The organism is Citrobacter sp. RHBSTW-00944, from assembly GCF_013615435.1.
GTDB lineage: Bacteria > Pseudomonadota > Gammaproteobacteria > Enterobacterales > Enterobacteriaceae > Citrobacter > Citrobacter braakii.
In genome coordinates, this window is sequence record NZ_CP055418.1 from 4,594,130 (window position 1) to 4,620,335 (window position 26,206).

The window sequence follows — 26,206 nt, forward strand, 5'->3', positions numbered from 1 at the left end:
CAGAGATTTTCTTACTGCTAATTTTCATCAGACAATCTGTGTGAGCACTACAAAGAACGTTTCTTTAAGGTAAGGAGGTGATCCAACCGCAGGTTCCCCTACGGTTACCTTGTTACGACTTCACCCCAGTCATGAATCACAAAGTGGTAAGCGCCCTCCCGAAGGTTAAGCTACCTACTTCTTTTGCAACCCACTCCCATGGTGTGACGGGCGGTGTGTACAAGGCCCGGGAACGTATTCACCGTGGCATTCTGATCCACGATTACTAGCGATTCCGACTTCATGGAGTCGAGTTGCAGACTCCAATCCGGACTACGACATACTTTATGAGGTCCGCTTGCTCTCGCGAGGTCGCTTCTCTTTGTATATGCCATTGTAGCACGTGTGTAGCCCTACTCGTAAGGGCCATGATGACTTGACGTCATCCCCACCTTCCTCCAGTTTATCACTGGCAGTCTCCTTTGAGTTCCCGACCGAATCGCTGGCAACAAAGGATAAGGGTTGCGCTCGTTGCGGGACTTAACCCAACATTTCACAACACGAGCTGACGACAGCCATGCAGCACCTGTCTCAGAGTTCCCGAAGGCACCAAAGCATCTCTGCTAAGTTCTCTGGATGTCAAGAGTAGGTAAGGTTCTTCGCGTTGCATCGAATTAAACCACATGCTCCACCGCTTGTGCGGGCCCCCGTCAATTCATTTGAGTTTTAACCTTGCGGCCGTACTCCCCAGGCGGTCGACTTAACGCGTTAGCTCCGGAAGCCACGCCTCAAGGGCACAACCTCCAAGTCGACATCGTTTACGGCGTGGACTACCAGGGTATCTAATCCTGTTTGCTCCCCACGCTTTCGCACCTGAGCGTCAGTCTTTGTCCAGGGGGCCGCCTTCGCCACCGGTATTCCTCCAGATCTCTACGCATTTCACCGCTACACCTGGAATTCTACCCCCCTCTACAAGACTCTAGCCTGCCAGTTTCGGATGCAGTTCCCAGGTTGAGCCCGGGGATTTCACATCCGACTTGACAGACCGCCTGCGTGCGCTTTACGCCCAGTAATTCCGATTAACGCTTGCACCCTCCGTATTACCGCGGCTGCTGGCACGGAGTTAGCCGGTGCTTCTTCTGCGAGTAACGTCAATTGCTGCGGTTATTAACCACAACACCTTCCTCCTCGCTGAAAGTACTTTACAACCCGAAGGCCTTCTTCATACACGCGGCATGGCTGCATCAGGCTTGCGCCCATTGTGCAATATTCCCCACTGCTGCCTCCCGTAGGAGTCTGGACCGTGTCTCAGTTCCAGTGTGGCTGGTCATCCTCTCAGACCAGCTAGGGATCGTCGCCTAGGTGAGCCGTTACCCCACCTACTAGCTAATCCCATCTGGGCACATCCGATGGCAAGAGGCCCGAAGGTCCCCCTCTTTGGTCTTGCGACGTTATGCGGTATTAGCTACCGTTTCCAGTAGTTATCCCCCTCCATCGGGCAGTTTCCCAGACATTACTCACCCGTCCGCCACTCGTCACCCAAGGAGCAAGCTCCTCTGTGCTACCGTTCGACTTGCATGTGTTAGGCCTGCCGCCAGCGTTCAATCTGAGCCATGATCAAACTCTTCAATTTAAGTTTGATGCTCGTGAATTAAACTTCGTAATGAATTACGTGTTCACTCAGAGACTTGGTATTCATTTTTCGTCTTGCGACGTTAAGAATCCGTATCTTCGAGTGCCCACACAGATTGTCTGATAAATTGTTAAAGAGCAGTTGCGACGCGCTTTAGCGCTCTGTCGCGAGGTGGCGTATATTACGCTTTCCTCTTTCAGAGTCAACCCTCATTTTCAGGTTTTTCTCTTCAACCGAACCGGCTGTTTGCGTGAAGTGATTCACATCCGCCGTGTCGATGGAGGCGCATTATAGGGATCCCATTTTTTAGCACAAGTATTTTTTGGATCTTTTTTGCTGAGTGCTTGTTTTTCACCCCTTTCGCTATATTCCTGCGCAATTTGGCTGATTTTTGATAGCTAAATCACTTGCACAGTCTCGATAATCCAACCAAAGTCTTCATTACTGCTCTATTTTTGTTGAGGTAAACATGTCTGATGTATTACGTCCTTATAAGGATCTTTTCCCACAGATCGGAAGACGCGTGATGATCGATACCAGTAGCGTCGTCATTGGTGATACTCGTTTGGCTGATGACGTCGGGATTTGGCCGTTGGTTGCGATTCGTGGCGACGTCAACTATGTACAAATCGGCGCCCGTACAAACATTCAGGACGGCAGCGTTCTCCATGTCACACATAAATCCACATCTAATCCGCAAGGTAATCCATTGATCGTGGGTGAGGATGTGACGGTCGGTCATAAAGTCATGCTACACGGCTGCATCATTGGCAACCGCGTATTGGTCGGTATGGGATCAATTTTACTGGACGGCGTAGTGGTAGAAGACGACGTTATGATTGGGGCAGGAAGCCTGGTGCCGCAAAACAAACGCCTGGAGAGTGGATATCTGTACCTGGGTAGTCCGGTTAAACAGATCCGGCCATTAAGTGACGAAGAGAAAGCTGGCTTAAAATACTCTGCTAACAACTACGTTAAATGGAAAGATGAGTATTTAAATCAGAGTAACCAAACCCAACCCTGAGAGTTTTCCTGCTGGTCCTGGATCAATGCTTCGGCCTCTTCTTCCAGGTCCCAGCGATGCTGTTGAAAGGTTTCCAGCCATTGTTCAGGCGTGCAGCCGCCAAAGCGGGACGCCAACGTCTCCCCTGATATAGCGCATGTTAACTGCATACCATGGACCAACGCCGGGAAAACAACGGCGCTAATATCCGTCCGCCATTCTTCTCGATCGGGAAACTGGATCGCCTGATTCATGCCGACATTTCCTGTTGCATGCTTTTGATGACGGGCTCAATCTGTGGCAATACACCATGCCAGAGTAAAACGGCGTGCGCTGCTTGTCCCACCAGCATCCCCAGACCATCGGCATACTGTTTCGCCCCATGTTCAGCACACCAGGAAAGGAACGGTGTATTCCCTTGCTGATAAAACATGTCATAGCAATAGACAGATGAGTGAATAAGCGATGTCGGAATGGCTGGTACCTCACCGCTAATTCCGCTGGATGTCGCATTAATAATTAAATCAAAACTGTAATTATCAAGCTCGTCCATACCCACCGCCTGCACGCTGCCGGTATGGGAGAAGATTTGTGCCAGTTCTTCTGCGCGCGAAGCAGTACGGTTAACGATGGTTACCGCACAATCCAGAGAAAGAAGAGGTAATAAAACCCCACGGGATGCGCCACCGGCACCAATCAACAGAACTCGCGATCCGGGGCGAATGAAAGATAAACGTTCAAGATCGCTTAATAAGCCGATACCATCCGTGTTATCTCCCAGTAAACGCCCATCCTCAAGTCGTTTAAGAGTGTTGACCGCTCCAGCAAGCGATGCCCGCTCCGTTAATTCATCGGCACGCGCAAACGCCTCTTCTTTAAAAGGCACAGTGACATTTGCCCCCTTCCCACCCTCAGCAAAAAAGGCATTCAGCGTATTCACAAAATCATTGATAGGTGCCAGTACACGTCCATAGGAATGATCAATTTTCAACTGCTCTGCAAATTGCTGATGAATAAAGGGCGATTTACTGTGCGCTATCGGATTACCAAAAACAGCATAGGCTTCTTTCATATTACCCCTGTCGAAACTGTTCACCGGTCAGAGCATCACGGATCTCCGAAGGATTCAAACGCCCTCCAGTCTCCCCTTCAACTACAGGAAAGTCTGTACCAAACTGCGCGCGGACTTCGTCTACCGTTCTGCAAGGCGGTAAGCCACTCAAATTAGCACTGGTGGAGACTAACGGTTTGCCATAAGCCTGGCACAATGCAACCACCAGCGGATGATCGGTGACTCGCACGGCCAGCGAGTCAAAACGACCGGTCAACCAACGAGGCGTAGTCGCAGGCGCAGGGAAAACGAAGGTGACAGGACCAGGCCAGCGAGCGAACACAGCCTCACGTTGAGCATCAGTAAGCGTGCTATCGTCAATATAGGGCTTGAGCTGGTCAAAATTTGCCGCAATCAAAATTAAGCCTTTATCGACTGGGCGTTGTTTTAGCTCCAACAGACGGGTAACAGCCGTTTCACTGTCGGGATCGCAGCCGACACCAAATACAGCTTCTGTTGGATAGGCGATGACTTTTTCTTGTTTCAGAACCGCTATCGCAGCAGCAATAGGGCCTGTGGGCAGGTTATTATTCACTTTTTTATTCCGCCGAGAACGGCTTTCCACATTGTTTACTGGCACAGAAATGCTTCACACCCTGCGCGGTTTTCTTTTCGATGAGTAGCGGATAATGGCACTCAGGACACTCTCCGGCTAACGGTTTGAAGTTAATGACAAACTGGCACTCCGGATAGCGATCGCAGGAGTAAAACGTTTTGCCATAACGGGAACGCCGCTGAACCAGGTGGCCAGTCTGGCATTGAGGACAGACTATTGCTGTTTCATCTGGCTTGTCGATAAGTTCGGTGTGTTCACACGTTGGATAATCGCTGCATCCAATAAACATCCCGAATCTTCCCTGTCTCAGCACCAGCTCGGCGCCACATGCAGGACAAAGCTTACCCTCCAGAACTTTGACAATATGTCCGTCCGCGGAAGATTTCAGCGGACGGATGTAATCGCATTCTGGATAGTGTGAACAACCAAGAAACGGACCGTGTTTCCCGGAACGAATAACCAGTTCAGCCCCGCATTGTGGGCAGGGCTCGTTTTTACGCACCGTAAACAGTGCTGATTTAGCCATAACAACTCATACTGAATGAAGATTGATTAATGCAGCATACCTTCATTCACTTCAAAGAGTAATTCTTCCATTTGCTGATAGGCATTTTCACAACCTGGAATATTGAAAAGCACCATCAGGATCACCCACTTCAGATCTTCCAGATCGAACTCTGCCGTATCCAGCGCGAGTACGCGCTCAATGACCATTTCTCGTGTTTCGAGGTTTAGTACCTGAATCTGTTCCAGGAATAGCAGGAACCCTCTACAGCTTGCATCCAGTCGATCACACTCTTCTGCGGTATAAATACGTATAGAAAGAGGATCAGATGCCAGCTGCATAGGTTCGGCAAGACCATCCTGATAATCAGCAAGCTTTTCCAGCCAAAGTAACGCGTTGTAGATGTCTTCACGATCAAAACCAGCGTCGGTAAGATCCCGTTCCAGTTTGTCCTGATCCACACGCAGCTCAGCTTCGTTATGGATATATGTCTCAAACAAATACATTAGTACGTCGAACATGGCATGCCCTCCTCAATCGGACATAGCCGCCGGGTACAGCTGCGATCCATCCTGCTAACTCCAGTTCGAGCAGTTGAGCCACTACCTCTGGCACAGGTTGGCCGGCACGTTCAGCGACGACGTCAACAGGTGTTACCTCATCTCCTACGTTAGCCAGGAGCTCCGGAAATGGCAATGCCACCTCTTCGTGATCTGGCGAATAAATTGATTTTTCAGGTTCATCTGGCAACCATTGCAGCCCATATTGCAAATTTTCCAGAATTTCTTCTGGGGCCGTCACAAGCGTGGCTCCCTGCTGAATAAGCCAATGTGGACCTTCACTTCCCGGACTCCCAATCGGTCCAGGCAACGCAAAAACCTCCCGCCCTTGTTCCAGTGCACAACGCGCAGTGACCAGTGACCCGCTACGCTGAGCAGCTTCTACAACCAGGACTCCTTTACTTAGACCACTAATAATGCGATTTCGTCGGGGAAAATTGCGCGGCAAAGGAAGCGTATCTAATGGGAACTCAGACACCAGTGCGCCTCCAGCCTCAATCAGTCGTTTAGCCAGACGGACATGCTGTCGTGGATGAATGGTCTCAAGCCCATTTCCCAGCACCGCAATACTCGTGCCTTCTCGGTTTATCGCAGCATTGTGCGCCACACCATCAATCCCACGGGCCAGGCCGCTGGTGATCGTCACGCCGCATGCTGCAAGCTTTTCACAAAACAAACGCCCCCAGCGTTCGCCATACCAGGAGTGCTGTCGGCTACCGACGACGGCAACCTGAAACGAGCTAAGGCATATGGGATTTCCTGCCACAAAAAGCACCCCAGGATAATCCTCAATTGCACGGAGCTGTGCCGGATAATGCTCGCTGTCGGCAACCACAAAATGATGGTTGGGCTGTTCAAGCCAGCGCAGCGTTTTTTCCAGCGTCTGATCTGGAAAGGTTAAAAAGCGCCGGGCCTGGCGGGGGGAGAGCCCAGCATGATGAAGTACCACGTTGTTAATACACGTCTGAGTATTGAGCCAGTGGGCAATGCGCACCATCTCATCACCATACAGTTCATTCACTTGTGCTAAACGTAGCCAAATTTCGATTTTGGTCATCCCTGTTCCCCTGCCACAAGCAGTCCTGGCAATCTTTGCGATTGGTCACTGATGCTGTCAATCAGAGGGGGTTTTGTCTAGAATAGAGGTAATAATCTTTTCAACTCCTGAACACAACTCTGGATAACTATGTCAGTTTTGCAAGTGTTACATATTCCGGACGAGCGCCTTCGCAAAGTCGCAAAACCGGTCGAAGAAGTGAATGCAGAAATTCAGCGTATCGTTGATGATATGTTCGAAACGATGTACGCCGAAGAAGGTATCGGTCTGGCAGCAACTCAGGTCGATATTCATCAGCGCATCATTGTTATTGATGTCTCTGAAAATCGCGACGAGCAGTTGGTACTCATTAACCCAGAGCTGCTGGAAAAAGACGGCGAAACAGGTATTGAAGAAGGCTGCCTGTCTATTCCCGAACAGCGTGCGTTAGTACCGCGCGCAGAGAAAGTAAAAATTCGTGCGCTCGATCGCAACGGCAAATCTTTTGAACTGGAAGCCGATGGCCTGCTGGCTATCTGCATTCAACATGAAATGGATCACCTGGTCGGTAAACTGTTTATCGATTATCTGTCTCCGTTGAAGCAACAACGCATTCGTCAGAAAGTTGAAAAACTCGACCGCCTGAACGCCCGAGCTTAAGGACAAGAATCAACGTGTCAGACTCACTACGTATTATTTTTGCGGGTACACCTGACTTTGCAGCGCGTCATCTCGACGCGCTGTTGTCTTCTGGACATAACGTCGTTGGCGTGTTTACCCAACCGGACCGTCCGGCGGGACGCGGTAAAAAGCTGATGCCCAGCCCGGTAAAAGTGCTGGCGGAAGAAAAAGGGATACCGGTTTTCCAACCCGTCTCTCTTCGTCCTCAGGAAAACCAGCAGCTGGTTGCTGATTTACGCGCAGACGTGATGGTAGTGGTAGCATATGGCCTGATACTGCCAAAAGCCGTACTGGAAATGCCGCGTCTGGGTTGTATCAACGTTCACGGTTCCCTGCTTCCACGCTGGCGTGGCGCAGCGCCAATCCAGCGCTCACTGTGGGCAGGCGACACCGAAACTGGTGTGACCATCATGCAGATGGATGTTGGCCTCGACACCGGTGATATGTTGCTTAAGCTGTCCTGCCCGATAACTGCAGAAGATACCAGCGGTTCGTTATACGATAAGCTGGCAGATTTAGGACCTCAGGGGCTGATTGAAACGCTAAAACAGCTGGCTGCTGGCACGATAAAACCTGTTGTTCAAGATGAATCACTGGTTACGCATGCAGAAAAACTCAGTAAAGAAGAGGCCCGTATCGACTGGTCGCTTTCAGCCGCTCAGTTGGAACGCTGCATCCGCGCCTTTAACCCGTGGCCAATGAGCTGGCTTGAAATCGACGGCCAGCCAGTGAAAGTCTGGCAAGCTACGGTTATTACAGCGAACACACAGGCCGCACCAGGCACTATTCTTGAGGCGACAAAACAGGGTATCCAGGTCGCAACGGGCGATGGCATCCTGAATCTCGTCTCTTTGCAACCTGCCGGTAAAAAAGCCATGAGCGCGCAGGATCTGCTTAATTCGCGCCGGGAATGGTTTGTACCCGGTAACCGTCTGGTATGACGGTTCATCTCTTTAAGCCCGGTATCTCCGGGCATTTTTATTTTTGCGCTTATGAAAAAACATCTTAATTTACGCAGTATGGCGGCCCAGGCCGTCGAACAGGTTGTCGAAAAGGGACAATCATTAAGCAACGTGCTGCCCGCCATGCAGCAAAAAGTTGCCGATAAAGACAAAGCACTGTTGCAGGAGCTTTGCTTCGGCGTGTTGCGTACACTCTCCCAACTGGAGTGGATGATCCAGCAGTTGATGGAACGTCCAATGACGGGCAAACAGCGCACTGTTCACTATCTGATCATGGTGGGCTTCTACCAACTGCTGCATACTCGTATTCCACCACATGCTGCTTTGGCAGAGACCGTAGAAGGCGCAGTCGTTATTAAGCTTCCGCAGCTTAAAGGGCTGATCAACGGCGTGCTGCGCCAGTTTCAGCGCCGCCAGGAAGAGCTGCAGGCTGAATTCTCTCAAAGCGATTTACGTTTCTTACACCCCTCCTGGCTGGTGAAACGTATTAAGACCGCTTATCCGCAGCAGTGGGAAGCCATTCTTGAAGCCAATAACCAGCGACCGCCGATGTGGTTACGTGTCAATCGTAACCATCATACGCGCGATGCCTGGCTGGACCTGCTGACCGAAGCGGGATTAACCGGTTTCCCGCATCCAGATTACCCGGATGCAGTGCGTCTGGAAACGCCAGCTCCTGTGCACGCCCTTCCAGGTTTTGATGAAGGCTGGGTAACCGTCCAGGATGCTTCCGCTCAAGGATGCATAAACTATCTGTTGCCGGAGGACGGTGAACAGATCCTCGACCTATGCTGTGCGCCGGGGGGCAAAACCACTCACATTCTGGAAGTTGCTCCGCACGCTAACGTAATGGCTGTCGATGTTGATGAAAAACGCTTATCGCGCGTTTTCGACAATCTAAAACGTCTGGGTATGAAGGCAACCGTAAAACAGGGTGATGGCCGCTATCCACAGCAGTGGTGCGGTGAACAACAGTTTGACCGTATTTTGCTGGACGCTCCGTGTTCTGCCACCGGAGTGATCCGTCGCCATCCGGATATCAAATGGCTGCGTCGCGACCGGGATATTGCTGAACTTGCCCAGTTGCAGGCTGAAATCCTGAATGCAACCTGGCCACATCTTAAACCTGGCGGCACGCTGGTTTATGCAACCTGCTCTATCCTGCCAGAAGAAAACCAACAGCAAATTGCCGCCTTCCTTGCGCGCACGCCAGATGCGGTATTAAGCGTAACCGGTACGCCGGAAAAACCTGGACGTCAGAATTTACCGAGTGCGGAAGATGGTGATGGTTTCTTTTACGCTAAGCTAATCAAAAAGTGATGAGATAACGGGTCGCGACTGATGAAAATTATCATTCTGGGCGCAGGGCAAGTTGGCGGTACGCTGGCTGAAAACCTGGTCGGAGAGAACAACGATATCACGGTAGTCGATACCAATGGTGAGCGCCTGCGTAGCCTGCAGGACAAGTTTGATCTCCGTGTCGTGCAAGGGCATGGTTCGCATCCCCGAGTTCTACGTGAAGCCGGTGCCGACGATGCCGATATGCTGGTTGCCGTAACCAGCTCAGATGAAACAAATATGGTTGCCTGTCAGGTAGCTTATTCACTGTTTAACACGCCTAATCGTATCGCTCGTATTCGTTCACCGGATTACGTTCGTGATGCGGACAAGCTATTTCAATCTGATGCGGTGCCTATCGATCACCTGATTGCGCCTGAGCAACTGGTTATCGATAGCATTTATCGCCTGATTGAATATCCGGGCGCATTGCAGGTAGTGAATTTTGCCGAAGGAAAAGTCAGCCTGGCCGTGGTGAAAGCCTATTACGGTGGGCCGCTGATTGGTAATGCGCTGTCGACAATGCGTGAGCATATGCCGCACATCGATACCCGCGTTGCGGCGATTTTCCGTCATGACCGACCGATCCGTCCGCAAGGTTCTACCATTGTTGAAGCGGGTGATGAAGTTTTCTTCATCGCGGCCTCGCAGCATATTCGCGCCGTAATGAGCGAATTACAGCGTCTGGAAAAGCCTTACAAACGCATTATGTTAGTGGGCGGTGGTAATATTGGCGCCGGGCTGGCACGGCGACTAGAAAAAGATTACAGCGTCAAACTGATTGAACGTAATCAACAGCGCGCATCCGAGCTTGCAGAGAAACTGCAAAATACGATCGTCTTTTTTGGTGATGCCTCGGATCAAGAGCTGCTGGCGGAAGAACATATCGATCAGGTTGATCTGTTCATTGCGGTAACCAACGATGATGAAGCGAATATCATGTCGGCGATGCTTGCCAAACGGATGGGCGCCAAGAAAGTGATGGTGTTGATCCAACGCAGAGCATACGTCGATCTGGTGCAAGGCAGCGTGATCGATATTGCGATTTCACCGCAGCAGGCAACCATCTCTGCGCTGCTCAGTCATGTGCGTAAAGCGGATATTGTTGGTGTATCTTCACTGCGCCGTGGCGTCGCGGAAGCCATTGAAGCCGTTGCACACGGTGATGAAACGACGTCACGGGTTGTGGGTCGCTCAATTGATGAAATTAAACTTCCACCAGGAACCATTATTGGCGCCGTTGTGCGTGGTAACGATGTGATGATTGCCAATGATAACCTGCGTATTGAACAGGGCGATCACGTAATTATGTTCCTGACAGATAAAAAGTTTATTACCGACGTCGAGCGACTATTCCAGCCAAGTCCGTTCTTCCTGTAATAATTTGGGCGCTGAAACTGCGCCTAAATTATTTCCCTTTATTTTTCATGGTTTAATAAATTTTTATTTAGGCAATACATAAATGGAAATTGCCTAAACATTTGTTAAACTTATAAACGTCAGCTGCATAGGGAGAATAAGATGAGCATTATTAAAGAATTTCGCGAATTCGCGATGCGCGGGAATGTTGTCGATTTGGCAGTGGGTGTCATTATTGGTGCGGCATTTGGGAAGATAGTTTCATCACTGGTTGCCGATATCATCATGCCGCCGCTGGGGTTGTTAATTGGTGGAATTGATTTTAAACAGTTTGCTTTAACACTACGTGATGCACAGGGAGATATCCCTGCAGTCGTTATGCATTACGGTGTATTTATTCAGAATATCTTTGATTTCGTTATTGTTGCGTTTGCTATCTTTATGGCAATCAAGCTGATCAACAAACTGAACCGTAAAAAAGCGGAAGAGCCAGCAGCACCGCCGGCGCCATCGAAAGAAGAAGTATTGCTGAGTGAAATTCGTGACCTGCTGAAAGAACAGAATAACCGCTCTTAAGCACTCACTGAAACAAGAAGGCCAGTGGTAAAAAAGTGAATGACTTTCTTGCCACTGGCCTCCCAGTTACCCCGATTACCATGTTTACCTTTACGTAGATAACTTCCTTTCCCTTTCTTATTTTTCTCAATGCGCTGCCTGAACAGTGGGTCATGTAGAAGCGCCTCAATGGCGTTATCTTTTATCTGCCCTTTAGTGTGCTGATAACGACTCATGATACCTCCGGTTGTCGTAATTTACGCCGCGAGTGTAGATCTGACCGTGCAATAAATCAACAGCCTGATGGTGCTCCACTGGCGCCTTGCTCAAGTGCTTCAAGGATAGAGCAGTACACGCTGCTGTGTGCCTTGCCACAACACGCGTCATTCAATCGCTGCAGCGACCGTTGCATCGCCTGAAGCTCAGCTATTCTCGCTTCCACTTCCTGCAATCTTTCCTGGACGATCCCTTTTGATTCCTGGCAGGTATGGTGTTCGGGATCGATGCGGATCGAAAGCAGTTCGCGGATCGATTCCAGAGTGAAACCAAGCTGACGGGCATAGCGAATAAACTTTAGACGCTGAAGATCGCTTTCCGTATAGAGACGAAACCCGCCTTCTGTACGTATTTCATGTTCCATCATCTGCTGCTTTTCATAGTAGCGGATAGTATCAGGCGTCACGTCAGCCAGTTTCGCTAATTCACCAATACGGTACATGCTATCTCCGCTATTCGTCGTTGATCTTCTGCAGCAACTTATCTGCGTATTCACCGTGTAAAAACTCGGTGCTGAGTCCAGCCTGCCGAAGTTTCAGTTCCAGTAGTGACAGTCTTCGACTCACTTCCTGATAATGGGGATCATCTTTGCGGATCCCTGCAAGTATTTCAAGCAGCTGTATTGCCTCTCTGCGCTGCTCTAGCTCAGGAGGAAGACATCCCGCATTTTTTAATAAACGGAATCCGGCTCGAAGTTCAGGCGGAATGTGGGAATCATCGTCAAGAACCAACGGTTCTCCTGTACCAGGCAAACCATCAAACTCACCTTTAGACTGTGCATCAATAATATGGCGCTCTGCCCACTGGTCCAGTAACCACATACAACACTCCAGTGATGAACAAAAAGAGTACAGATATTGTAGGTAAGAGGGGATATGACGGATATAAAAAAACCCGCCGAGGCGGGTTTTTTTACGTTACTACAGATTACTCTGCAGCAGCTTCTGTTTTCTCTGAACGATCAACCAGCTCGATGTATGCCATCGGCGCGTTGTCGCCTGCACGGAAGCCACACTTCAGAATGCGAGTGTAACCACCGGCGCGGCTCGCGAAACGCGGGCCCAGTTCGTTAAACAGTTTTGCCACGATCTCGTTATCACGAGTACGGGCGAATGCCAGACGACGATTAGCTACGCTATCAGTCTTGGCAAGAGTAATCAGCGGCTCAACTACGCGACGCAGCTCTTTCGCTTTCGGCAGAGTCGTCTTGATGATTTCATGACGAACCAGTGAACCTGCCATATTGCGGAACATAGCCTGGCGATGGCTGCTGTTGCGGTTCAGTTGACGACCACTCTTACGATGGCGCATGACCTTATCCTTCTCAGTAAAACCTTAACCTGTGATCCGGTTACTCGTCAGCGATGCTTGCCGGTGGCCAGTTTTCCAGGCGCATGCCCAGAGACAGTCCACGGGAAGCCAGCACGTCTTTAATCTCAGTAAGAGATTTTTTACCAAGGTTAGGCGTCTTAAGAAGCTCAACCTCAGTACGCTGTACCAGATCACCGATATAGTGGATAGCTTCTGCTTTGAGGCAGTTAGCAGAGCGGACAGTCAATTCCAGATCGTCAACAGGGCGCAGCAGGATCGGATCGAATTCTGGTTTCTCTTCTTTAACTTCCGGCTGACGTACATCACGTAAGTCAACGAAAGCTTCAAGTTGTTCAGCCAGAATGGTTGCCGCACGACGAATCGCCTCTTCAGGATCGATTGTGCCGTTGGTTTCCATTTCGATGACCAGCTTGTCCAGGTCGGTACGCTGTTCTACACGCGCTGCTTCAACATTGTAGGCAATACGCTCTACAGGGCTGTAGCATGCGTCGACCAGCAGACGGCCGATTGGGCGCTCATCTTCTTCCGAATGAATTCGGGTAGAAGCCGGCACATAACCACGACCGCGCTGAACTTTGATACGCATGCTAATAGATGCATTCTCATCGGTCAGGTGGCAGATCACGTGCTGTGGCTTGACGATTTCGACATCACCATCATGGGTAATGTCGGCTGCAGTCACAGGGCCAATGCCAGATTTATTCAAGGTAAGAATAACGTCATCTTTACCCTGAACTCTCACCGCCAGCCCTTTCAGGTTGAGCAGGATTTCCAGGATATCTTCCTGAACGCCTTCTTTGGTGCTGTACTCATGTAGTACACCATCAATCTCAACCTCGGTCACCGCGCAACCCGGCATCGATGAGAGCAGAATACGGCGCAGTGCGTTACCCAAAGTATGGCCAAAGCCACGCTCTAAAGGCTCAAGGGTCACCTTGGCGTGCGTCGAACTCACTTGCTCGATATCTACCAGGCGCGGTTTTAGAAACTCTGTCACAGAACCCTGCATTGTGTCCTCTCTTTGGTACTAAGCTTTACTTGGAGTAAAGCTCGACGATCAGGTGTTCGTTAATGTCCGCAGACAGATCAGAACGCTCCGGCTTACGCTTGAACGTACCTTCCATCTTGCCAGCATCAACTTCCAGCCAGGTTGGCTTTTCACGCTGCTCAGCCAGCTCCAGAGCGGCTTTCACGCGAGACTGCTTCTTCGCTTTCTCACGAATGCTAACAACGTCATTCGGACTAACCTGATAAGAAGCGATGTTAACAACACGACCGTTTACCATAATTGCTTTATGGCTGACCAGCTGACGTGCTTCTGCACGAGTGGCACCGAAGCCCATACGGTATACAACGTTGTCCAGACGACCTTCCAGCAGACCCAACAGGTTTTCACCGGTGTTGCCTTTCAGACGTGCTGCTTCTTTGTAGTAGTTACGGAACTGACGCTCCAGCACACCGTAGATACGGCGAACTTTTTGCTTTTCACGCAACTGCACACCATAGTCAGACAGACGCGGTTTACGCGCACCGTGCTGGCCAGGAGCTTGTTCAATTTTACACTTGGTATCGATCGCGCGAACGCCAGACTTAAGGAATAAGTCAGTGCCCTCACGACGGCTCAGCTTGAGCTTAGGACCCAAATATCTTGCCATTTTCTTTCTCCAACAATCCTAGAAACGACAGCGTTATACGCGACGTTTTTTCGGCGGACGACAACCGTTATGAGGGATCGGAGTCACATCAGTAATATTAGTGATGCGGAAACCAGCGGCGTTCAGAGCACGAACAGTAGATTCGCGACCTGGACCCGGTCCTTTGACCATAACTTCCAGATTCTTGATACCGTATTCTTTTACGGCTTCAGCGCAACGCTCTGCTGCAACCTGAGCTGCAAACGGAGTGGATTTGCGAGAACCACGGAAACCGGAACCACCGGCTGTTGCCCAACCCAGTGCGTTACCCTGACGATCAGTAATGGTAACGATGGTGTTGTTAAAAGAAGCATGGATATGAGCCACGCCGTCAGAGACTTGTTTTCTTACACGTTTACGTGCACGAATTGGTGCCTTTGCCATTATTCAATCACCCCGATTATTTCTTGATCGGTTTGCGCGGACCCTTACGGGTACGTGCGTTGGTCTTGGTACGCTGACCGCGAACCGGGAGACCACGACGATGACGCAAACCGCGATAGCAACCAAGGTCCATAAGGCGCTTGATGCTCATGCTTACTTCACGGCGCAGATCACCTTCAACGACAAATTTGGCAACTTCGTCACGCAGCGTGTCGATTTGTTCTTCAGACAGCTCACTGATCTTAACATCTTCAGCGATACCCGCGGCAGCCAGAATGGCTTTAGAACGGGTCTTGCCGACGCCGTAGATCGAAGTTAATGCGATCACAGCATGTTTCTGATCAGGAATGTTAATGCCTGCTATACGGGCCACTATGCACTCCTACTATTTAATATGTACGCACCATGCTGAAAAGCCCGTTTTCAGGATACTCAAATGGAAACGCACAGACATACAAAAGATTGGCTGGCTAATCTAGCCAGCTCAACCCAACTTTGCAAGAAAAATATGCGAATAAATCAGCCTTGGCGCTGTTTATGCTTCGGCTCGGCACTGCAAATCACACGGATGACACCATCACGCTTAACGATTTTGCAGTTACGGCATAATTTCTTGACGGAAGCACGAACTTTCATTTTTACTCTCCGTAACTTCTCGGGCGACTGTTAACGGCCGTAGCCTTTCAGATTCGCCTTCTTCAATGCAGACTCGTACTGACTTGACATCATCAGAGTTTGCACTTGAGCCATAAAGTCCATAATCACGACAACAACGATAAGCAGTGAGGTCCCACCGAAGTAGAACGGTACTTTCATTGCATCACGCATGAACTCCGGGATCAGGCAGATAAAGGTAATGTAGAGCGCACCAACCAGAGTCAGGCGGGTCATTACTTTATCGATATACTTCGCCGTTTGCTCTCCCGGACGAATTCCTGGTACAAATGCACCGGACTTCTTCAGGTTATCTGCTGTTTCACGCGGGTTGAAAACCAACGCCGTGTAGAAGAAACAGAAGAATATGATTGCAGACGCATAGAGTAACACATAAAGCGGTTGCCCAGGCTGCAAATACAGCGAAATTGTTGTCAGCCAGTTCCAACCAGTCCCGCCCCCGAACCATGACGCGATGGTCGCTGGGAACAGAATAATACTGGAAGCGAAGATTGCCGGGATTACCCCCGCCATATTCACTTTCAGCGGTAAATGTGTGCTCTGTGCAGCATAGACACGACGACCTTGCTGACGTTTCGCGTAGTTTACCACAATGCGGCGTTGACCACGCTCAACAAATACAACAAAGAACGTCACTGCAAATACTAATACTGCAACCAACAGCAACACGAGGAAGTGCAGGTCGCCTTGACGCGCTTGCTCGATAGTATGGGCAATGGCTGGCGGGAGTCCCGCGACAATACCGGCGAAGATAATGATTGAGATACCGTTGCCGATACCACGTTCAGTAATCTGTTCGCCCAACCACATCAGGAACATCGTCCCTGTAACCAGACTTACAACAGCGGTGAAATAGAATGCAAAGCCTGGATTCATTACCAGGCCCTGCATACCAGGCATATTCGGCAGACCGGTAGCAATACCGATCGACTGGAATATTGCCAGCACCAGAGTACCGTAGCGGGTGTACTGGCTGATCTTACGACGACCAGACTCCCCTTCTTTCTTAATTTCTGCCAGCGTTGGATGAACCACCGTCAGCAGCTGGATAATAATCGACGCCGAAATATACGGCATGATCCCCAGAGCAAAGATAGAAGCACGGCTGAGAGCACCACCAGAGAACATGTTAAACATTTCAATGATGGTGCCTCGCTGTTGCTCAAGCAGTTTGGCAAGTACAGCGGCATCAATACCAGGGATCGGAATGAAAGAGCCAATACGGAACACAATCAGCGCGCCGATTACAAACAGCAGTCTGCGTTTCAGCTCGCCTAAGCCACCTTTGGCACTTTGAAAATCTAATCCCGGTTGTTTAGCCATCTGCTACTTATTCCTCGATTTTACCGCCAGCAGCTTCGATAGCAGCACGAGCGCCTTTAGTAACACGCAGGCCACGAACAGTTACCGGAGTAGTGACTTCACCAGCCAGAATCACTTTCGCGAACTCGATCTGGATACCGATAATGTTAGCTGCTTTCAGCGTGTTCAGGTCTACAACACCGCCTTCAACTTTAGCCAGGTCAGACAGACGAACTTCGGCTGTAATCGCTGCTTTACGTGAAGTGAAGCCGAATTTCGGCAGACGACGGTACAGAGGCATCTGACCACCCTCGAAACCGCGACGTACGCCACCGCCAGAACGAGACTTCTGACCTTTGTGACCACGACCACCGGTTTTACCGAGGCCAGAACCGATACCACGACCCAGGCGGCGAGCCGCTTTTTTAGAGCCTTCGGCCGGAGACAGAGTATTTAAACGCATCTCTTACTCCTCAACTTTAACCATGAAGGAAACCGCGTTGACCATACCACGAACAGCAGGAGTATCCTCGCGCTCTACGGTGTGACCAATACGACGCAGACCCAGGCCAAGCAGCGTTGCCTTATGTTTCGGCAGACGACCGATTGCACTGCGGGTTTGAGTAATTTTAATAGTCTTTGCCATGGTTTATTTCCCCAGAATTTCTTCAACGGATTTACCACGCTTGGCAGCGACCATTTCCGGAGATTTCATATTTTCCAGGCCATCGATAGTTGCACGAACCACGTTAATCGGGTTAGTAGAACCATACGCTTTAGCCAGAACGTTACGAACTCCAGCGACTTCCAGAACGGCGCGCATTGCACCACCGGCGATGATACCGGTACCTTCGGAAGCCGGCTGCATGAATACACGAGAACCCGTGTGAGTACCCTTAACCGGGTGCTGCAGGGTGCCGTGGTTCAGCGCGACGTTAATCATATTGCGACGGGCTTTTTCCATCGCTTTCTGGATCGCTGCTGGAACTTCACGCGCTTTACCGTAACCAAAACCAACGCGACCGTTACCATCACCAACTACAGTCAGAGCTGTGAAGGAGAAAATACGACCACCTTTAACGGTTTTAGATACGCGGTTAACCGCGATCAGCTTTTCCTGCAGTTCGCCAGCTTGTTTTTCGATGTGAGCCATCTTACACCTCTACCTTAGAACTGAAGGCCAGCTTCACGGGCAGCATCTGCCAGTGCCTGGACACGACCATGATATTGGAACCCGGAACGGTCAAAAGAAACATCTTTGATGCCTTTTTCCAGAGCGCGTTCAGCAACAGCTTTACCTACAGCTGCAGCAGCGTCTTTGTTACCGGTGTACTTCAATTGTTCAGCGATAGCTTTTTCTACAGTAGAAGCAGCTACCAGAACTTCAGAACCGTTCGGTGCAATTACCTGTGCGTAAATATGACGCGGGGTACGATGTACCACCAGGCGAGTTGCGCCCAGCTCCTGGAGCTTGCGGCGTGCGCGGGTCGCACGACGGATACGAGCAGATTTCTTATCCATAGTGTTACCTTACTTCTTCTTAGCCTCTTTGGTACGCACGACTTCGTCGGCGTAACGAACACCCTTGCCTTTATAAGGCTCAGGACGACGGTAGGCGCGCAGATCTGCTGCAACCTGACCGATCAGCTGTTTATCAGCGCCTTTCAGCACGATTTCAGTCTGAGACGGACATTCTGCAGTAATACCCGCAGGCAGCTGATGGTCAACAGGGTGAGAGAAACCTAAAGCCAGGTTTACTACATTCCCTTTAACCGCTGCACGATAACCTACACCAACCAGCTGTAGCTTCTTAGTGAAGCCTTCGGTAACACCGACAACCATTGCATTCAGCAGGGCACGCGCGGTACCAGCCTGAGCCCATCCATCTGCGTAACCATCACGCGGACCGAAGGTCAGTGCATTATCTGCATGATTTACTGCAACAGCATCGTTGAGAGTACGAGTCAGCTCGCCGTTTTTACCTTTGATCGTAATAACCTGACCGTTGATTTTTACATCAACGCCGGCAGGAATAACGACCGGTGCTTTAGCAACACGAGACATTTTTTCCTCCGATTAGGCTACGTAGCAGATAATTTCGCCACCAAGACCAGCCTGGCGCGCTGCACGATCAGTCATAACACCTTTAGAGGTAGAAACAACTGCGATACCCATGCCAGCCATAACTTTCGGCAGCTCGTCTTTACGCTTATAAATGCGCAGACCTGGGCGACTGACACGCTGAATGCTTTCTACAACAGCTTTACCCTGGAAATACTTAAGAGTAAGTTCCAGTTCCGGCTTGGTGTCGCCTTCAACTTTAAAATCTTCAATAAAACCTTCTTCCTTCAGCACGTTGGCAATTGCCACTTTCAGCTTGGAGGAAGGCATGGTGACCGCAGCTTTATTCGCGGCCTGACCGTTACGGATACGGGTCAGCATATCCGCGATCGGATCTTGCATGCTCATCTGTCTTTACTCCCGTGATTCAATTGGTAATTACCAGCTAGCCTTTTTCAAGCCTGGTACTTCACCGCGCATAGCGGCTTCACGCAGTTTGATACGGCTCAACCCGAACTTGCCCACATAGCCATGCGGACGACCTGTTTGACGGCAGCGGTTACGCTGACGGGACGGGCTGGAATCACGCGGCAGAGACTGCAGCTTGAGAACTGCGTTCCAACGATCTTCGTCGGTCGCGTTCACATCAGAGATAATAGCTTTCAGTTCAGCGCGTTTTGCGAAGTACTTATCAGCTAAAGCTACGCGCTTTACTTCGCGTGCTTTCATTGATTGCTTAGCCATTCAGTAACCCTACCTTACTTGCGGAACGGGAAGTCAAAGGCAGCCAGCAGAGCACGGCCTTCTTCATCAGATTTCGCAGTAGTGGTAATGGTAATATCCAAACCACGCACGCGGTCGACTTTATCGTAGTCGATTTCTGGGAAGATGATCTGCTCACGGACACCCATGCTGTAGTTACCACGACCGTCGAAAGACTTAGCGGACAAGCCACGGAAGTCACGGATACGTGGAACAGCAATAGTGATCAGGCGCTCAAAGAACTCCCACATGCGTTCGCCACGCAGAGTTACTTTACAGCCGATCGGATAGCCCTGACGGATTTTGAAGCCTGCAACTGATTTGCGTGCTTTGGTGATCAGCGGTTTTTGACCGGAGATTGCTGTCAGGTCAGCTGCTGCGTTATCCAGCAGTTTCTTGTCAGCGATCGCTTCACCAACACCCATGTTCAGGGTGATCTTCTCGACCCGAGGGACTTGCATGACAGAATTGTAGTTAAACTCAGTCATGAGTTTAGCGACTACTTCGTCTTTGTAGTAATCATGCAGTTTCGCCATCGTACTACTCCAAATTACTTGATAGTTTCGCTGTTAGATTTAAAGAAACGGACTTTTTTGCCGTCTTCGAATCTAAAGCCTACACGGTCAGCCTTGCCGGTTGCCGCGTTGAAGATAGCAAGGTTAGAGATCTGAATAGCTGCTTCTTTCTCTACAATGCCGCCTGGTTGGTTCAGGGCCGGAACCGGCTTCTGATGTTTCTTAACCAGGTTGATACCTTCAACAATGACCTTGCCGGAAGACAGGACATTCTTAACTTTACCGCGTTTACCTTTATCTTTACCGGTTAACACGATAACTTCGTCATCACGACGGATCTTCGCTGCCATGATTCGCTCCTTAGAGTACTTCTGGTGCCAGAGAGATAATTTTCATGAACTTCTCGTTACGAAGTTCACGAGTTACCGGCCCAAAAATACGCGTACCGATAGGTTGCTCGCTGTTATTGTTTAAAATAACGCATGCATTACCATCGAAGCGAATGACAGAACCGTCCGGGCGACGAACACCCTTCTTGGTGCGCACCACTACCGCCTTCAGCACATCACCTTTTTTGACCTTACCACGCGGAATTGCTTCCTTGATGGTGATCTTGATGATATCGCCGACGCCTGCGTAGCGACGGTGCGAGCCACCCAGAACCTTGATACACATTACGCGACGTGCACCGGAGTTGTCGGCGACGTTCAGCATAGTCTGTTCTTGGATCATTTTAGTGCTCCGCTAATGTCAACTACTACTGAGACCCGAAAATCAGGTCGTTAAAAAAGCCCCATATCGGGGGCGCGGCATTATAACACCGCTTCAACGATATGGGTAGAAAAAATAAACGGCTCATCGCTGAGCCGTTTATTCGTTGAGAATGCCTACTGTATTACAGAACGGCTTTCTCTACAACGCGAACCAGCGTCCAGGACTTAGTCTTGGACAGCGGACGGCATTCGCGGATTTCAACCACGTCACCAGTACCGCATTCGTTGTTCTCGTCATGTACGTGCAGTTTGGTCGTACGCTTAATGAATTTACCGTAGATCGGGTGTTTCACAAAACGTTCGATAGCAACAACGATGGATTTCTCCATTTTATCGCTAACAACGCGACCTTGCAGAGTACGGATTTTATCGGTCATTACGCACCCGCCTTCTCAGTCAGTAAAGTCTTAACGCGTGCGACATCACGACGCACTTGCTTCAACAGGTGAGACTGTTGCAGCTGGCCACTTGCAGCCTGCATACGCAGGTTGAACTGCTCACGCAGCAGATTCAGCAGCTCGGTGTTCAGCTCTTCAACACTCTTCTCACGCAGCTCTTTTGCTTTCATTACATCACCGTCTTAGTTACAAAGGTGGTTTTAATCGGCAGTTTCGCTGCTGCCAGCTTGAATGCTTCACGGGCCAGCTCTTCCGGTACGCCGTCCATTTCATACAGGACTTTACCCGGCTGAATCAAGGCAACCCAATACTCCACGTTACCTTTACCTTTACCCATACGCACTGCCAGCGGCTTTTCAGTGATCGGTTTGTCCGGGAATACACGGATCCAGATCTTACCTTGACGCTTAACTGCACGGGTCATAGCACGACGTGCTGCTTCGATCTGACGGGCAGTCAGACGACCACGGCCAACAGCTTTCAGACCGAAGCTGCCGAAGCTAACATCCGTACCCTGCGCCAGACCGCGGTTACGGCCTTTGTGCATTTTACGGAATTTTGTACGCTTTGGTTGTAACATCAGCGACGCTCCTTATTTACGGCCTTTACGCTGCTGCTTTTTAGGTTGCGCAGCCGGTTTTTCCGGTTGTTCAACAGCAGCCATACCACCCAGGATCTCGCCTTTGAAGATCCACACTTTAACGCCGATTACACCGTAAGTGGTGTGCGCTTCAGAGGTGTTGTAGTCGATGTCAGCACGCAGTGTGTGCAGAGGTACGCGACCTTCGCGGTACCATTCGGTACGTGCGATTTCCGCGCCGCCCAGACGGCCGCTAACTTCAACTTTAATACCTTTAGCGCCCAGACGCATTGCGTTCTGTACAGCACGCTTCATAGCACGACGGAACATAACACGACGTTCCAGCTGAGAAGTGATGCTGTCAGCAACCAATTTTGCATCCAGTTCAGGTTTACGCACTTCGGCGATATTGATCTGAGCAGGAACGCCAGCAATATCCGCTACGACTTTGCGCAGTTTTTCTACGTCTTCACCTTTCTTACCGATAACGATACCCGGGCGAGCGGTGTGAATGGTCACACGGATGCTCTTAGCCGGACGCTCGATAACGATACGAGATACAGACGCTTTAGCCAGTTCCTTAGTCAGGTACTGACGTACTTTAAAATCGCTGTCCAGGTTGTCAGCGAATTCTTTGGTGTTCGCAAACCAGGTTGAGTTCCATGGTTTTACAATACCCAGGCGAATACCATTAGGATGTACTTTCTGACCCATTGCTAGTCTCCAGAGTCTCAGCGATCGGACACAACCACAGTAATGTGGCTGGTGCGCTTCAGGATGCGATCTGCACGACCTTTTGCACGCGGCATAATGCGCTTCATGCTCGGGCCTTCGTCTACGAAAATTTTCGTAACTTTCAGATCGTCAATGTCAGCGCCATCGTTGTGTTCAGCGTTAGCAATGGCAGATTCCAGGACTTTCTTAACCAGTACAGCCGCTTTCTTATTGGTGTAGGTCAGAATATCCAGAGCCTGCGACACTTTCTTACCGCGAATCAGGTCTGCAACAAGGCGAACCTTCTGAGCAGAAGAACGAGCATGGCGATGTTGAGCTAAAGTTTCCATCTCTTCCTCCTACCTTATTTCTTCTTCGCTTTTTTATCAGCAGCATGGCCGCGATAAGTACGAGTCGGTGCGAATTCACCCAGTTTGTGACCGACCATTTCGTCGGAAACAAATACCGGAACGTGCTGACGACCATTATGGACAGCGATGGTCAAACCGATCATGTTAGGAAAGATCGTTGAACGACGGGACCAAGTGCGCAGGGGCTTCTTGTCTCCGCTTTCCACCGCTTTCTCTACCTTCTTCAGCAAGTGCAGGTCAATAAAAGGACCTTTCTTGAGAGAACGTGGCATGGCTTATCCTCTAAAATTATTTGCTACGGCGACGTACGATGAATTTATCAGTACGCTTGTTGCTGCGGGTCTTCTTACCTTTGGTCTGAACGCCCCACGGAGTTACCGGGTGCTTACCAAAGTTACGACCTTCACCACCACCATGTGGGTGGTCGACTGGGTTCATCGCAGTACCGCGAACGGTAGGACGAACACCACGCCAGCGTGCAGCACCTGCTTTACCCAGAACGCGCAGCATATGCTCAGCATTGCCAACTTCGCCCAGAGTTGCACGGCAGTCTGCTTCGACTTTACGCATTTCACCAGAACGCAGACGCAGGGTGACATAAGCACCATCGCGAGCAACGATCTGAACGTAAGTACCAGCGGAACGTGCCAGCTGACCGCCTTTACCTGGTTTCATTTCTACGTTATGAACAGTAGAACCAACCGGGATATTGCGCATCGGCAGGGTGTTACCTGCTTTGATTGCAGCATCAACGCCAGATTGAACCTGGTCGCCAGCTTTCAGGCCTTTAGGGGCCAGGATGTAACGGCGTTCACCGTCTTTGTACAGAACCAGCGCGATGTTCGCGGAGCGGTTCGGATCGTACTCAAGACGTTCAACAACTGCCGGGATACCGTCTTTGTTGCGTTTGAAGTCAACAATACGATAAGCCTGCTTGTGACCACCACCGATGTGACGAGTGGTGATGCGGCCATTGTTGTTACGACCACCGGATTTGCTGTTTTTTTCAACCAGCGGAGCAAAAGGTTTGCCCTTGTGCAGCTCTGGGTTGACCACTTTAACAACGTGGCGACGACCCGGAGATGTCGGTTTACATTTAACAACTGCCATTGTATTACTCCTCCGACTTACTCAGCGCCGCCGACGAAGTCCAGATTCTGGCCTTCCTTCAGGGTGACGTAAGCTTTTTTCCAGTCGCTACGACGACCGATACGCTGTCCGTGACGTTTAACTTTCCCTTTAACTACCAGGGTGTTAACGACTTCGACTTCGACTTCAAACAGTTTCTGCACAGCAGCTTTGATTTCTGCTTTGGTCGCGTCTTTAGCAACTTTGAGAACGATGGTGTTAGTTTTTTCCATCGCAGTAGACGCTTTTTCAGAAACGTGCGGTGCGCGCAGCACTTTCAGCAGACGTTCTTCACGAATCATGCCAGCATCTCCTCAACTTGCTTAACAGCATCAGCAGTCATTACGACTTTGTCGAAGGCGATCAGGCTAACCGGGTCGATACCAGTTGCATCGCGTACGTCAACCTTGTGCAGGTTGCGCGCAGCCAGGAACAGGTTTTCGTCCAGCTCACCGGTGATGATCAGCACATCTTCCAGAGCCATGTCTTTCAGTTTCTGTGCCAGCAGCTTAGTTTTAGGCGCTTCTACAGAGAATGATTCGACAACGATCAGACGATCCTGACGTACCAGTTCGGACAGAATGCTTTTCAGCGCGCCGCGGTACATCTTTTTGTTAACTTTTTGACTGTGGTCCTGTGGACGAGCAGCGAAGGTCACGCCACCTGAACGCCAGATCGGGCTCTTGATAGAACCTGAACGCGCACGGCCGGTACCTTTCTGGCGCCACGGCTTTTTGCCTGAACCAGTTACTTCAGCACGAGTCTTCTGAGCACGAGTACCCTGACGAGCACCAGCTGCATAAGCAACAACAACCTGGTGAACCAGCGCTTCGTTGAAATCACGACCGAAGGTAGTTTCGGAAACAGTCAGCGCGCTCTGCGCGTCTTTCAATACTAATTCCATTGCTATCCCCTTACGCCTTCACAGCTGGTTTAACGATCAGGTCGCAACCGGTCGCACCCGGAACACCACCTTTAACCAGCAGCAGGTTGCGCTCAGCGTCAACACGTACTACGTCCAGGCTCTGAACGGTTACACGTTCGTTGCCCAGCTGACCTGCCATTTTCTTGCCTTTAAACACTTTGCCCGGAGTCTGGTTCTGACCGATAGAACCCGGAACGCGGTGGGACAAGGAGTTACCGTGAGTAGCGTCCTGGGTACGGAAGTTCCAGCGCTTAACGGTACCAGCGAAACCTTTACCTTTAGAGGTACCGGTTACGTCAACTTTTTTAACGTCAGCAAACAGTTCAACGCTAATGTTCTGACCAACGGTGTATTCTTCACCATCTGCCAGGCGGAACTCCCACAGGCCGCGGCCAGCTTCTACGCCAGCTTTAGCAAAGTGACCAGCTTCCGGCTTAGTTACGCGGTTAGCTTTTTTAGCACCGGTGGTAACCTGAACAGCGCGATAGCCATCGTTAGCCAGATCTTTAACCTGAGTAACGCGGTTTGCTTCAACTTCAATAACGGTTACTGGGATAGATACGCCATCTTCAGTGAAGATGCGGGTCATACCCACTTTTTTACCGACTAAACCAATCATTGTATCAACCTCTCAATCGCTCGATGACCTGATTAACCCAGGCTGATCTGCACGTCTACACCGGCAGCCAGGTCCAGACGCATCAGAGCATCAACGGTTTTTTCAGTTGGCTCAACGATGTCAACCAGACGCTTGTGAGTACGGATCTCGTACTGATCACGCGCGTCTTTGTTGACGTGCGGGGAGATCAGAACGGTGAAACGCTCTTTGCGGGTCGGCAGCGGGATCGGACCACGAACCTGCGCACCAGTGCGCTTGGCAGTCTCGACGATTTCCGCGGTTGATTGATCGATCAGACGATGATCAAACGCTTTCAAACGGATACGGATTCTTTGGTTCTGCATGAGACCAGAGCTCCAATTATTTTATAGACGAAATAGTTACTCCTCAAACCCATTACGATTGATGGGAGAGTGTAA

At 50.3% G+C, this 26,206-nt stretch carries 43 protein-coding genes and 1 rRNA gene; 6 read left to right on the forward strand and 38 right to left on the reverse strand.

Annotated elements, in window-relative coordinates:
- Positions 1-70: 70 nt before the first annotated feature.
- Positions 71-1,612, reverse strand: a 16S ribosomal RNA gene (locus HV334_RS22275).
- Positions 1,613-2,081: 469 nt separating this feature from the next.
- Here HV334_RS22275 and HV334_RS22280 point away from each other — a divergent pair.
- Positions 2,082-2,636: a gamma carbonic anhydrase family protein gene (locus HV334_RS22280; protein ID WP_141875821.1), complete on the forward strand. Its 555-nt coding sequence runs from the start codon at positions 2,082-2,084 to the stop codon at positions 2,634-2,636.
- On the opposite strand, the gene HV334_RS22285 is transcribed toward HV334_RS22280, so the two are convergent.
- Genes HV334_RS22285 through dprA form a run of 6 tightly spaced genes read right to left on the reverse strand, consistent with a single transcriptional unit; the run spans position 2,612 to position 6,404 of the window.
- The gene (locus tag HV334_RS22285) at positions 2,612-2,869 is read right to left on the reverse strand and encodes a DUF1488 domain-containing protein (RefSeq protein ID WP_101701259.1); all 258 of its coding nucleotides are present in this window, start codon (positions 2,867-2,869) and stop codon (positions 2,612-2,614) included. The genes HV334_RS22280 and HV334_RS22285 overlap by 25 nt on opposite strands.
- On the reverse strand, positions 2,866-3,687 hold the full coding sequence (gene aroE, locus HV334_RS22290; RefSeq protein WP_016154735.1) for a shikimate dehydrogenase: 822 nt from the start codon (positions 3,685-3,687) through the stop codon (positions 2,866-2,868). Before aroE ends, HV334_RS22285 begins: the two co-directional genes overlap by 4 nt.
- Position 3,688: 1 nt before the next feature.
- A complete protein-coding gene (gene tsaC, locus HV334_RS22295; protein ID WP_153689968.1) occupies positions 3,689-4,261 on the reverse strand; it encodes an L-threonylcarbamoyladenylate synthase type 1 TsaC in 573 nt (190 codons plus the stop codon).
- Positions 4,262-4,265: 4 nt separating this feature from the next.
- A complete protein-coding gene (locus HV334_RS22300; RefSeq protein WP_016154737.1) occupies positions 4,266-4,808 on the reverse strand; it encodes a type I DNA topoisomerase in 543 nt (180 codons plus the stop codon).
- 26 nt (positions 4,809-4,834) lie between these two features.
- On the reverse strand, positions 4,835-5,308 hold the full coding sequence (smg, locus tag HV334_RS22305) for a DUF494 family protein Smg (RefSeq protein WP_003031162.1): 474 nt from the start codon (positions 5,306-5,308) through the stop codon (positions 4,835-4,837).
- On the reverse strand, positions 5,280-6,404 hold the full coding sequence (gene dprA / locus HV334_RS22310; RefSeq protein WP_181220911.1) for a DNA-protecting protein DprA: 1,125 nt from the start codon (positions 6,402-6,404) through the stop codon (positions 5,280-5,282). Before dprA ends, smg begins: the two co-directional genes overlap by 29 nt.
- A gap of 129 nt (positions 6,405-6,533) precedes the next feature.
- Here dprA and def point away from each other — a divergent pair, with 129 nt between their 5' ends.
- The 5 genes from def (at position 6,534) to mscL (ending at position 11,299) form a co-directional block, all read left to right on the forward strand.
- Positions 6,534-7,043, forward strand: coding sequence for a peptide deformylase (gene def, locus HV334_RS22315; RefSeq protein ID WP_003031159.1), 510 nt, complete (start codon positions 6,534-6,536; stop codon positions 7,041-7,043).
- A 14-nt stretch (positions 7,044-7,057) separates the two neighbouring features.
- Complete coding sequence (gene fmt, locus HV334_RS22320) at positions 7,058-8,005, forward strand: methionyl-tRNA formyltransferase (RefSeq protein WP_181220912.1); 948 nt, start codon at positions 7,058-7,060, stop codon at positions 8,003-8,005.
- 51 nt (positions 8,006-8,056) lie between these two features.
- Positions 8,057-9,346, forward strand: a complete 1,290-nt coding sequence (rsmB, locus tag HV334_RS22325; protein WP_181220913.1) for a 16S rRNA (cytosine(967)-C(5))-methyltransferase RsmB — start codon at positions 8,057-8,059, stop codon at positions 9,344-9,346.
- A gap of 21 nt (positions 9,347-9,367) precedes the next feature.
- Positions 9,368-10,744: a Trk system potassium transporter TrkA gene (gene trkA / locus HV334_RS22330; RefSeq protein ID WP_003031153.1), complete on the forward strand. Its 1,377-nt coding sequence runs from the start codon at positions 9,368-9,370 to the stop codon at positions 10,742-10,744.
- 141 nt (positions 10,745-10,885) lie between these two features.
- Positions 10,886-11,299 carry a large-conductance mechanosensitive channel protein MscL gene (mscL, locus tag HV334_RS22335; protein ID WP_016154742.1) on the forward strand — a complete coding sequence of 138 codons (414 nt, stop codon included), beginning with the start codon at positions 10,886-10,888 and terminating at the stop codon, positions 11,297-11,299.
- Here mscL and arfA read toward each other — a convergent pair.
- The 31 genes from arfA to rpsJ all read right to left on the reverse strand — a co-directional run bounded on the left by arfA (position 11,296) and on the right by rpsJ (position 26,131).
- Positions 11,296-11,514 carry an alternative ribosome-rescue factor ArfA gene (gene arfA / locus HV334_RS22340; protein WP_049281755.1) on the reverse strand — a complete coding sequence of 73 codons (219 nt, stop codon included), beginning with the start codon at positions 11,512-11,514 and terminating at the stop codon, positions 11,296-11,298. The genes mscL and arfA overlap by 4 nt on opposite strands.
- A gap of 56 nt (positions 11,515-11,570) precedes the next feature.
- Complete coding sequence (gene zntR / locus HV334_RS22345; protein ID WP_049281756.1) at positions 11,571-11,996, reverse strand: Zn(2+)-responsive transcriptional regulator; 426 nt, start codon at positions 11,994-11,996, stop codon at positions 11,571-11,573.
- A 10-nt stretch (positions 11,997-12,006) separates the two neighbouring features.
- Positions 12,007-12,375 (reverse strand): DUF1992 domain-containing protein, encoded by a 369-nt coding sequence (locus HV334_RS22350; protein WP_049281757.1) that lies wholly within the window; start codon positions 12,373-12,375, stop codon positions 12,007-12,009.
- Positions 12,376-12,481: 106 nt separating this feature from the next.
- Positions 12,482-12,865 carry a 50S ribosomal protein L17 gene (gene rplQ, locus HV334_RS22355; protein ID WP_001216370.1) on the reverse strand — a complete coding sequence of 128 codons (384 nt, stop codon included), beginning with the start codon at positions 12,863-12,865 and terminating at the stop codon, positions 12,482-12,484.
- A 40-nt stretch (positions 12,866-12,905) separates the two neighbouring features.
- Positions 12,906-13,895 carry a DNA-directed RNA polymerase subunit alpha gene (gene rpoA, locus HV334_RS22360; RefSeq protein WP_003031139.1) on the reverse strand — a complete coding sequence of 330 codons (990 nt, stop codon included), beginning with the start codon at positions 13,893-13,895 and terminating at the stop codon, positions 12,906-12,908.
- Positions 13,896-13,920: 25 nt separating this feature from the next.
- Positions 13,921-14,541: a 30S ribosomal protein S4 gene (rpsD, locus tag HV334_RS22365; protein ID WP_003031138.1), complete on the reverse strand. Its 621-nt coding sequence runs from the start codon at positions 14,539-14,541 to the stop codon at positions 13,921-13,923.
- Between the two features lie 33 nt (positions 14,542-14,574).
- On the reverse strand, positions 14,575-14,964 hold the full coding sequence (gene rpsK / locus HV334_RS22370) for a 30S ribosomal protein S11 (protein ID WP_003031137.1): 390 nt from the start codon (positions 14,962-14,964) through the stop codon (positions 14,575-14,577).
- 16 nt (positions 14,965-14,980) lie between these two features.
- Positions 14,981-15,337, reverse strand: a complete 357-nt coding sequence (rpsM, locus tag HV334_RS22375; RefSeq protein WP_003031135.1) for a 30S ribosomal protein S13 — start codon at positions 15,335-15,337, stop codon at positions 14,981-14,983.
- Positions 15,338-15,483: 146 nt separating this feature from the next.
- Positions 15,484-15,600 (reverse strand): 50S ribosomal protein L36, encoded by a 117-nt coding sequence (gene rpmJ / locus HV334_RS22380; RefSeq protein WP_000868187.1) that lies wholly within the window; start codon positions 15,598-15,600, stop codon positions 15,484-15,486.
- A gap of 30 nt (positions 15,601-15,630) precedes the next feature.
- A complete protein-coding gene (gene secY, locus HV334_RS22385) occupies positions 15,631-16,962 on the reverse strand; it encodes a preprotein translocase subunit SecY (protein ID WP_001118864.1) in 1,332 nt (443 codons plus the stop codon).
- A gap of 7 nt (positions 16,963-16,969) precedes the next feature.
- Entirely contained in the window at positions 16,970-17,404 is a 435-nt protein-coding gene (gene rplO / locus HV334_RS22390; protein ID WP_003031132.1) for a 50S ribosomal protein L15, read from the reverse strand.
- 3 nt (positions 17,405-17,407) lie between these two features.
- Complete coding sequence (gene rpmD / locus HV334_RS22395) at positions 17,408-17,587, reverse strand: 50S ribosomal protein L30 (RefSeq protein WP_001140434.1); 180 nt, start codon at positions 17,585-17,587, stop codon at positions 17,408-17,410.
- Positions 17,588-17,590: 3 nt separating this feature from the next.
- The gene (gene rpsE / locus HV334_RS22400; protein ID WP_003031131.1) at positions 17,591-18,094 is read right to left on the reverse strand and encodes a 30S ribosomal protein S5; all 504 of its coding nucleotides are present in this window, start codon (positions 18,092-18,094) and stop codon (positions 17,591-17,593) included.
- Positions 18,095-18,108: 14 nt separating this feature from the next.
- Positions 18,109-18,462: a 50S ribosomal protein L18 gene (rplR, locus tag HV334_RS22405; RefSeq protein WP_000358960.1), complete on the reverse strand. Its 354-nt coding sequence runs from the start codon at positions 18,460-18,462 to the stop codon at positions 18,109-18,111.
- A gap of 9 nt (positions 18,463-18,471) precedes the next feature.
- Entirely contained in the window at positions 18,472-19,005 is a 534-nt protein-coding gene (gene rplF, locus HV334_RS22410) for a 50S ribosomal protein L6 (RefSeq protein WP_003031129.1), read from the reverse strand.
- A 12-nt stretch (positions 19,006-19,017) separates the two neighbouring features.
- Positions 19,018-19,410 carry a 30S ribosomal protein S8 gene (rpsH, locus tag HV334_RS22415; RefSeq protein ID WP_003031127.1) on the reverse strand — a complete coding sequence of 131 codons (393 nt, stop codon included), beginning with the start codon at positions 19,408-19,410 and terminating at the stop codon, positions 19,018-19,020.
- Positions 19,411-19,440: 30 nt separating this feature from the next.
- Positions 19,441-19,746, reverse strand: a complete 306-nt coding sequence (rpsN, locus tag HV334_RS22420; protein WP_003031125.1) for a 30S ribosomal protein S14 — start codon at positions 19,744-19,746, stop codon at positions 19,441-19,443.
- A gap of 14 nt (positions 19,747-19,760) precedes the next feature.
- Positions 19,761-20,300, reverse strand: coding sequence for a 50S ribosomal protein L5 (rplE, locus tag HV334_RS22425; protein WP_003031123.1), 540 nt, complete (start codon positions 20,298-20,300; stop codon positions 19,761-19,763).
- 14 nt (positions 20,301-20,314) lie between these two features.
- Entirely contained in the window at positions 20,315-20,629 is a 315-nt protein-coding gene (gene rplX / locus HV334_RS22430) for a 50S ribosomal protein L24 (RefSeq protein WP_003031122.1), read from the reverse strand.
- A 10-nt stretch (positions 20,630-20,639) separates the two neighbouring features.
- Complete coding sequence (rplN, locus tag HV334_RS22435; RefSeq protein ID WP_000613954.1) at positions 20,640-21,011, reverse strand: 50S ribosomal protein L14; 372 nt, start codon at positions 21,009-21,011, stop codon at positions 20,640-20,642.
- A 163-nt stretch (positions 21,012-21,174) separates the two neighbouring features.
- Positions 21,175-21,429 carry a 30S ribosomal protein S17 gene (rpsQ, locus tag HV334_RS22440; protein ID WP_003031120.1) on the reverse strand — a complete coding sequence of 85 codons (255 nt, stop codon included), beginning with the start codon at positions 21,427-21,429 and terminating at the stop codon, positions 21,175-21,177.
- Positions 21,429-21,620 carry a 50S ribosomal protein L29 gene (gene rpmC, locus HV334_RS22445; protein WP_000644742.1) on the reverse strand — a complete coding sequence of 64 codons (192 nt, stop codon included), beginning with the start codon at positions 21,618-21,620 and terminating at the stop codon, positions 21,429-21,431. Before rpmC ends, rpsQ begins: the two co-directional genes overlap by 1 nt.
- Positions 21,620-22,030 carry a 50S ribosomal protein L16 gene (rplP, locus tag HV334_RS22450; protein WP_000941212.1) on the reverse strand — a complete coding sequence of 137 codons (411 nt, stop codon included), beginning with the start codon at positions 22,028-22,030 and terminating at the stop codon, positions 21,620-21,622. Before rplP ends, rpmC begins: the two co-directional genes overlap by 1 nt.
- Positions 22,031-22,042: 12 nt before the next feature.
- Positions 22,043-22,744 (reverse strand): 30S ribosomal protein S3, encoded by a 702-nt coding sequence (rpsC, locus tag HV334_RS22455; protein ID WP_000529945.1) that lies wholly within the window; start codon positions 22,742-22,744, stop codon positions 22,043-22,045.
- A 17-nt stretch (positions 22,745-22,761) separates the two neighbouring features.
- A complete protein-coding gene (rplV, locus tag HV334_RS22460) occupies positions 22,762-23,094 on the reverse strand; it encodes a 50S ribosomal protein L22 (RefSeq protein ID WP_000448832.1) in 333 nt (110 codons plus the stop codon).
- Positions 23,095-23,108: 14 nt separating this feature from the next.
- Complete coding sequence (rpsS, locus tag HV334_RS22465; protein ID WP_001138115.1) at positions 23,109-23,387, reverse strand: 30S ribosomal protein S19; 279 nt, start codon at positions 23,385-23,387, stop codon at positions 23,109-23,111.
- 16 nt (positions 23,388-23,403) lie between these two features.
- Complete coding sequence (gene rplB, locus HV334_RS22470) at positions 23,404-24,225, reverse strand: 50S ribosomal protein L2 (protein ID WP_016154746.1); 822 nt, start codon at positions 24,223-24,225, stop codon at positions 23,404-23,406.
- 17 nt (positions 24,226-24,242) lie between these two features.
- Positions 24,243-24,545, reverse strand: coding sequence for a 50S ribosomal protein L23 (gene rplW, locus HV334_RS22475; RefSeq protein WP_000617546.1), 303 nt, complete (start codon positions 24,543-24,545; stop codon positions 24,243-24,245).
- Positions 24,542-25,147, reverse strand: coding sequence for a 50S ribosomal protein L4 (gene rplD / locus HV334_RS22480; RefSeq protein WP_003031119.1), 606 nt, complete (start codon positions 25,145-25,147; stop codon positions 24,542-24,544). Before rplD ends, rplW begins: the two co-directional genes overlap by 4 nt.
- A gap of 10 nt (positions 25,148-25,157) precedes the next feature.
- Positions 25,158-25,787, reverse strand: coding sequence for a 50S ribosomal protein L3 (gene rplC / locus HV334_RS22485; protein WP_003031117.1), 630 nt, complete (start codon positions 25,785-25,787; stop codon positions 25,158-25,160).
- A gap of 32 nt (positions 25,788-25,819) precedes the next feature.
- Positions 25,820-26,131, reverse strand: a complete 312-nt coding sequence (gene rpsJ, locus HV334_RS22490) for a 30S ribosomal protein S10 (RefSeq protein WP_001181005.1) — start codon at positions 26,129-26,131, stop codon at positions 25,820-25,822.
- Positions 26,132-26,206 lie beyond the last annotated feature (75 nt).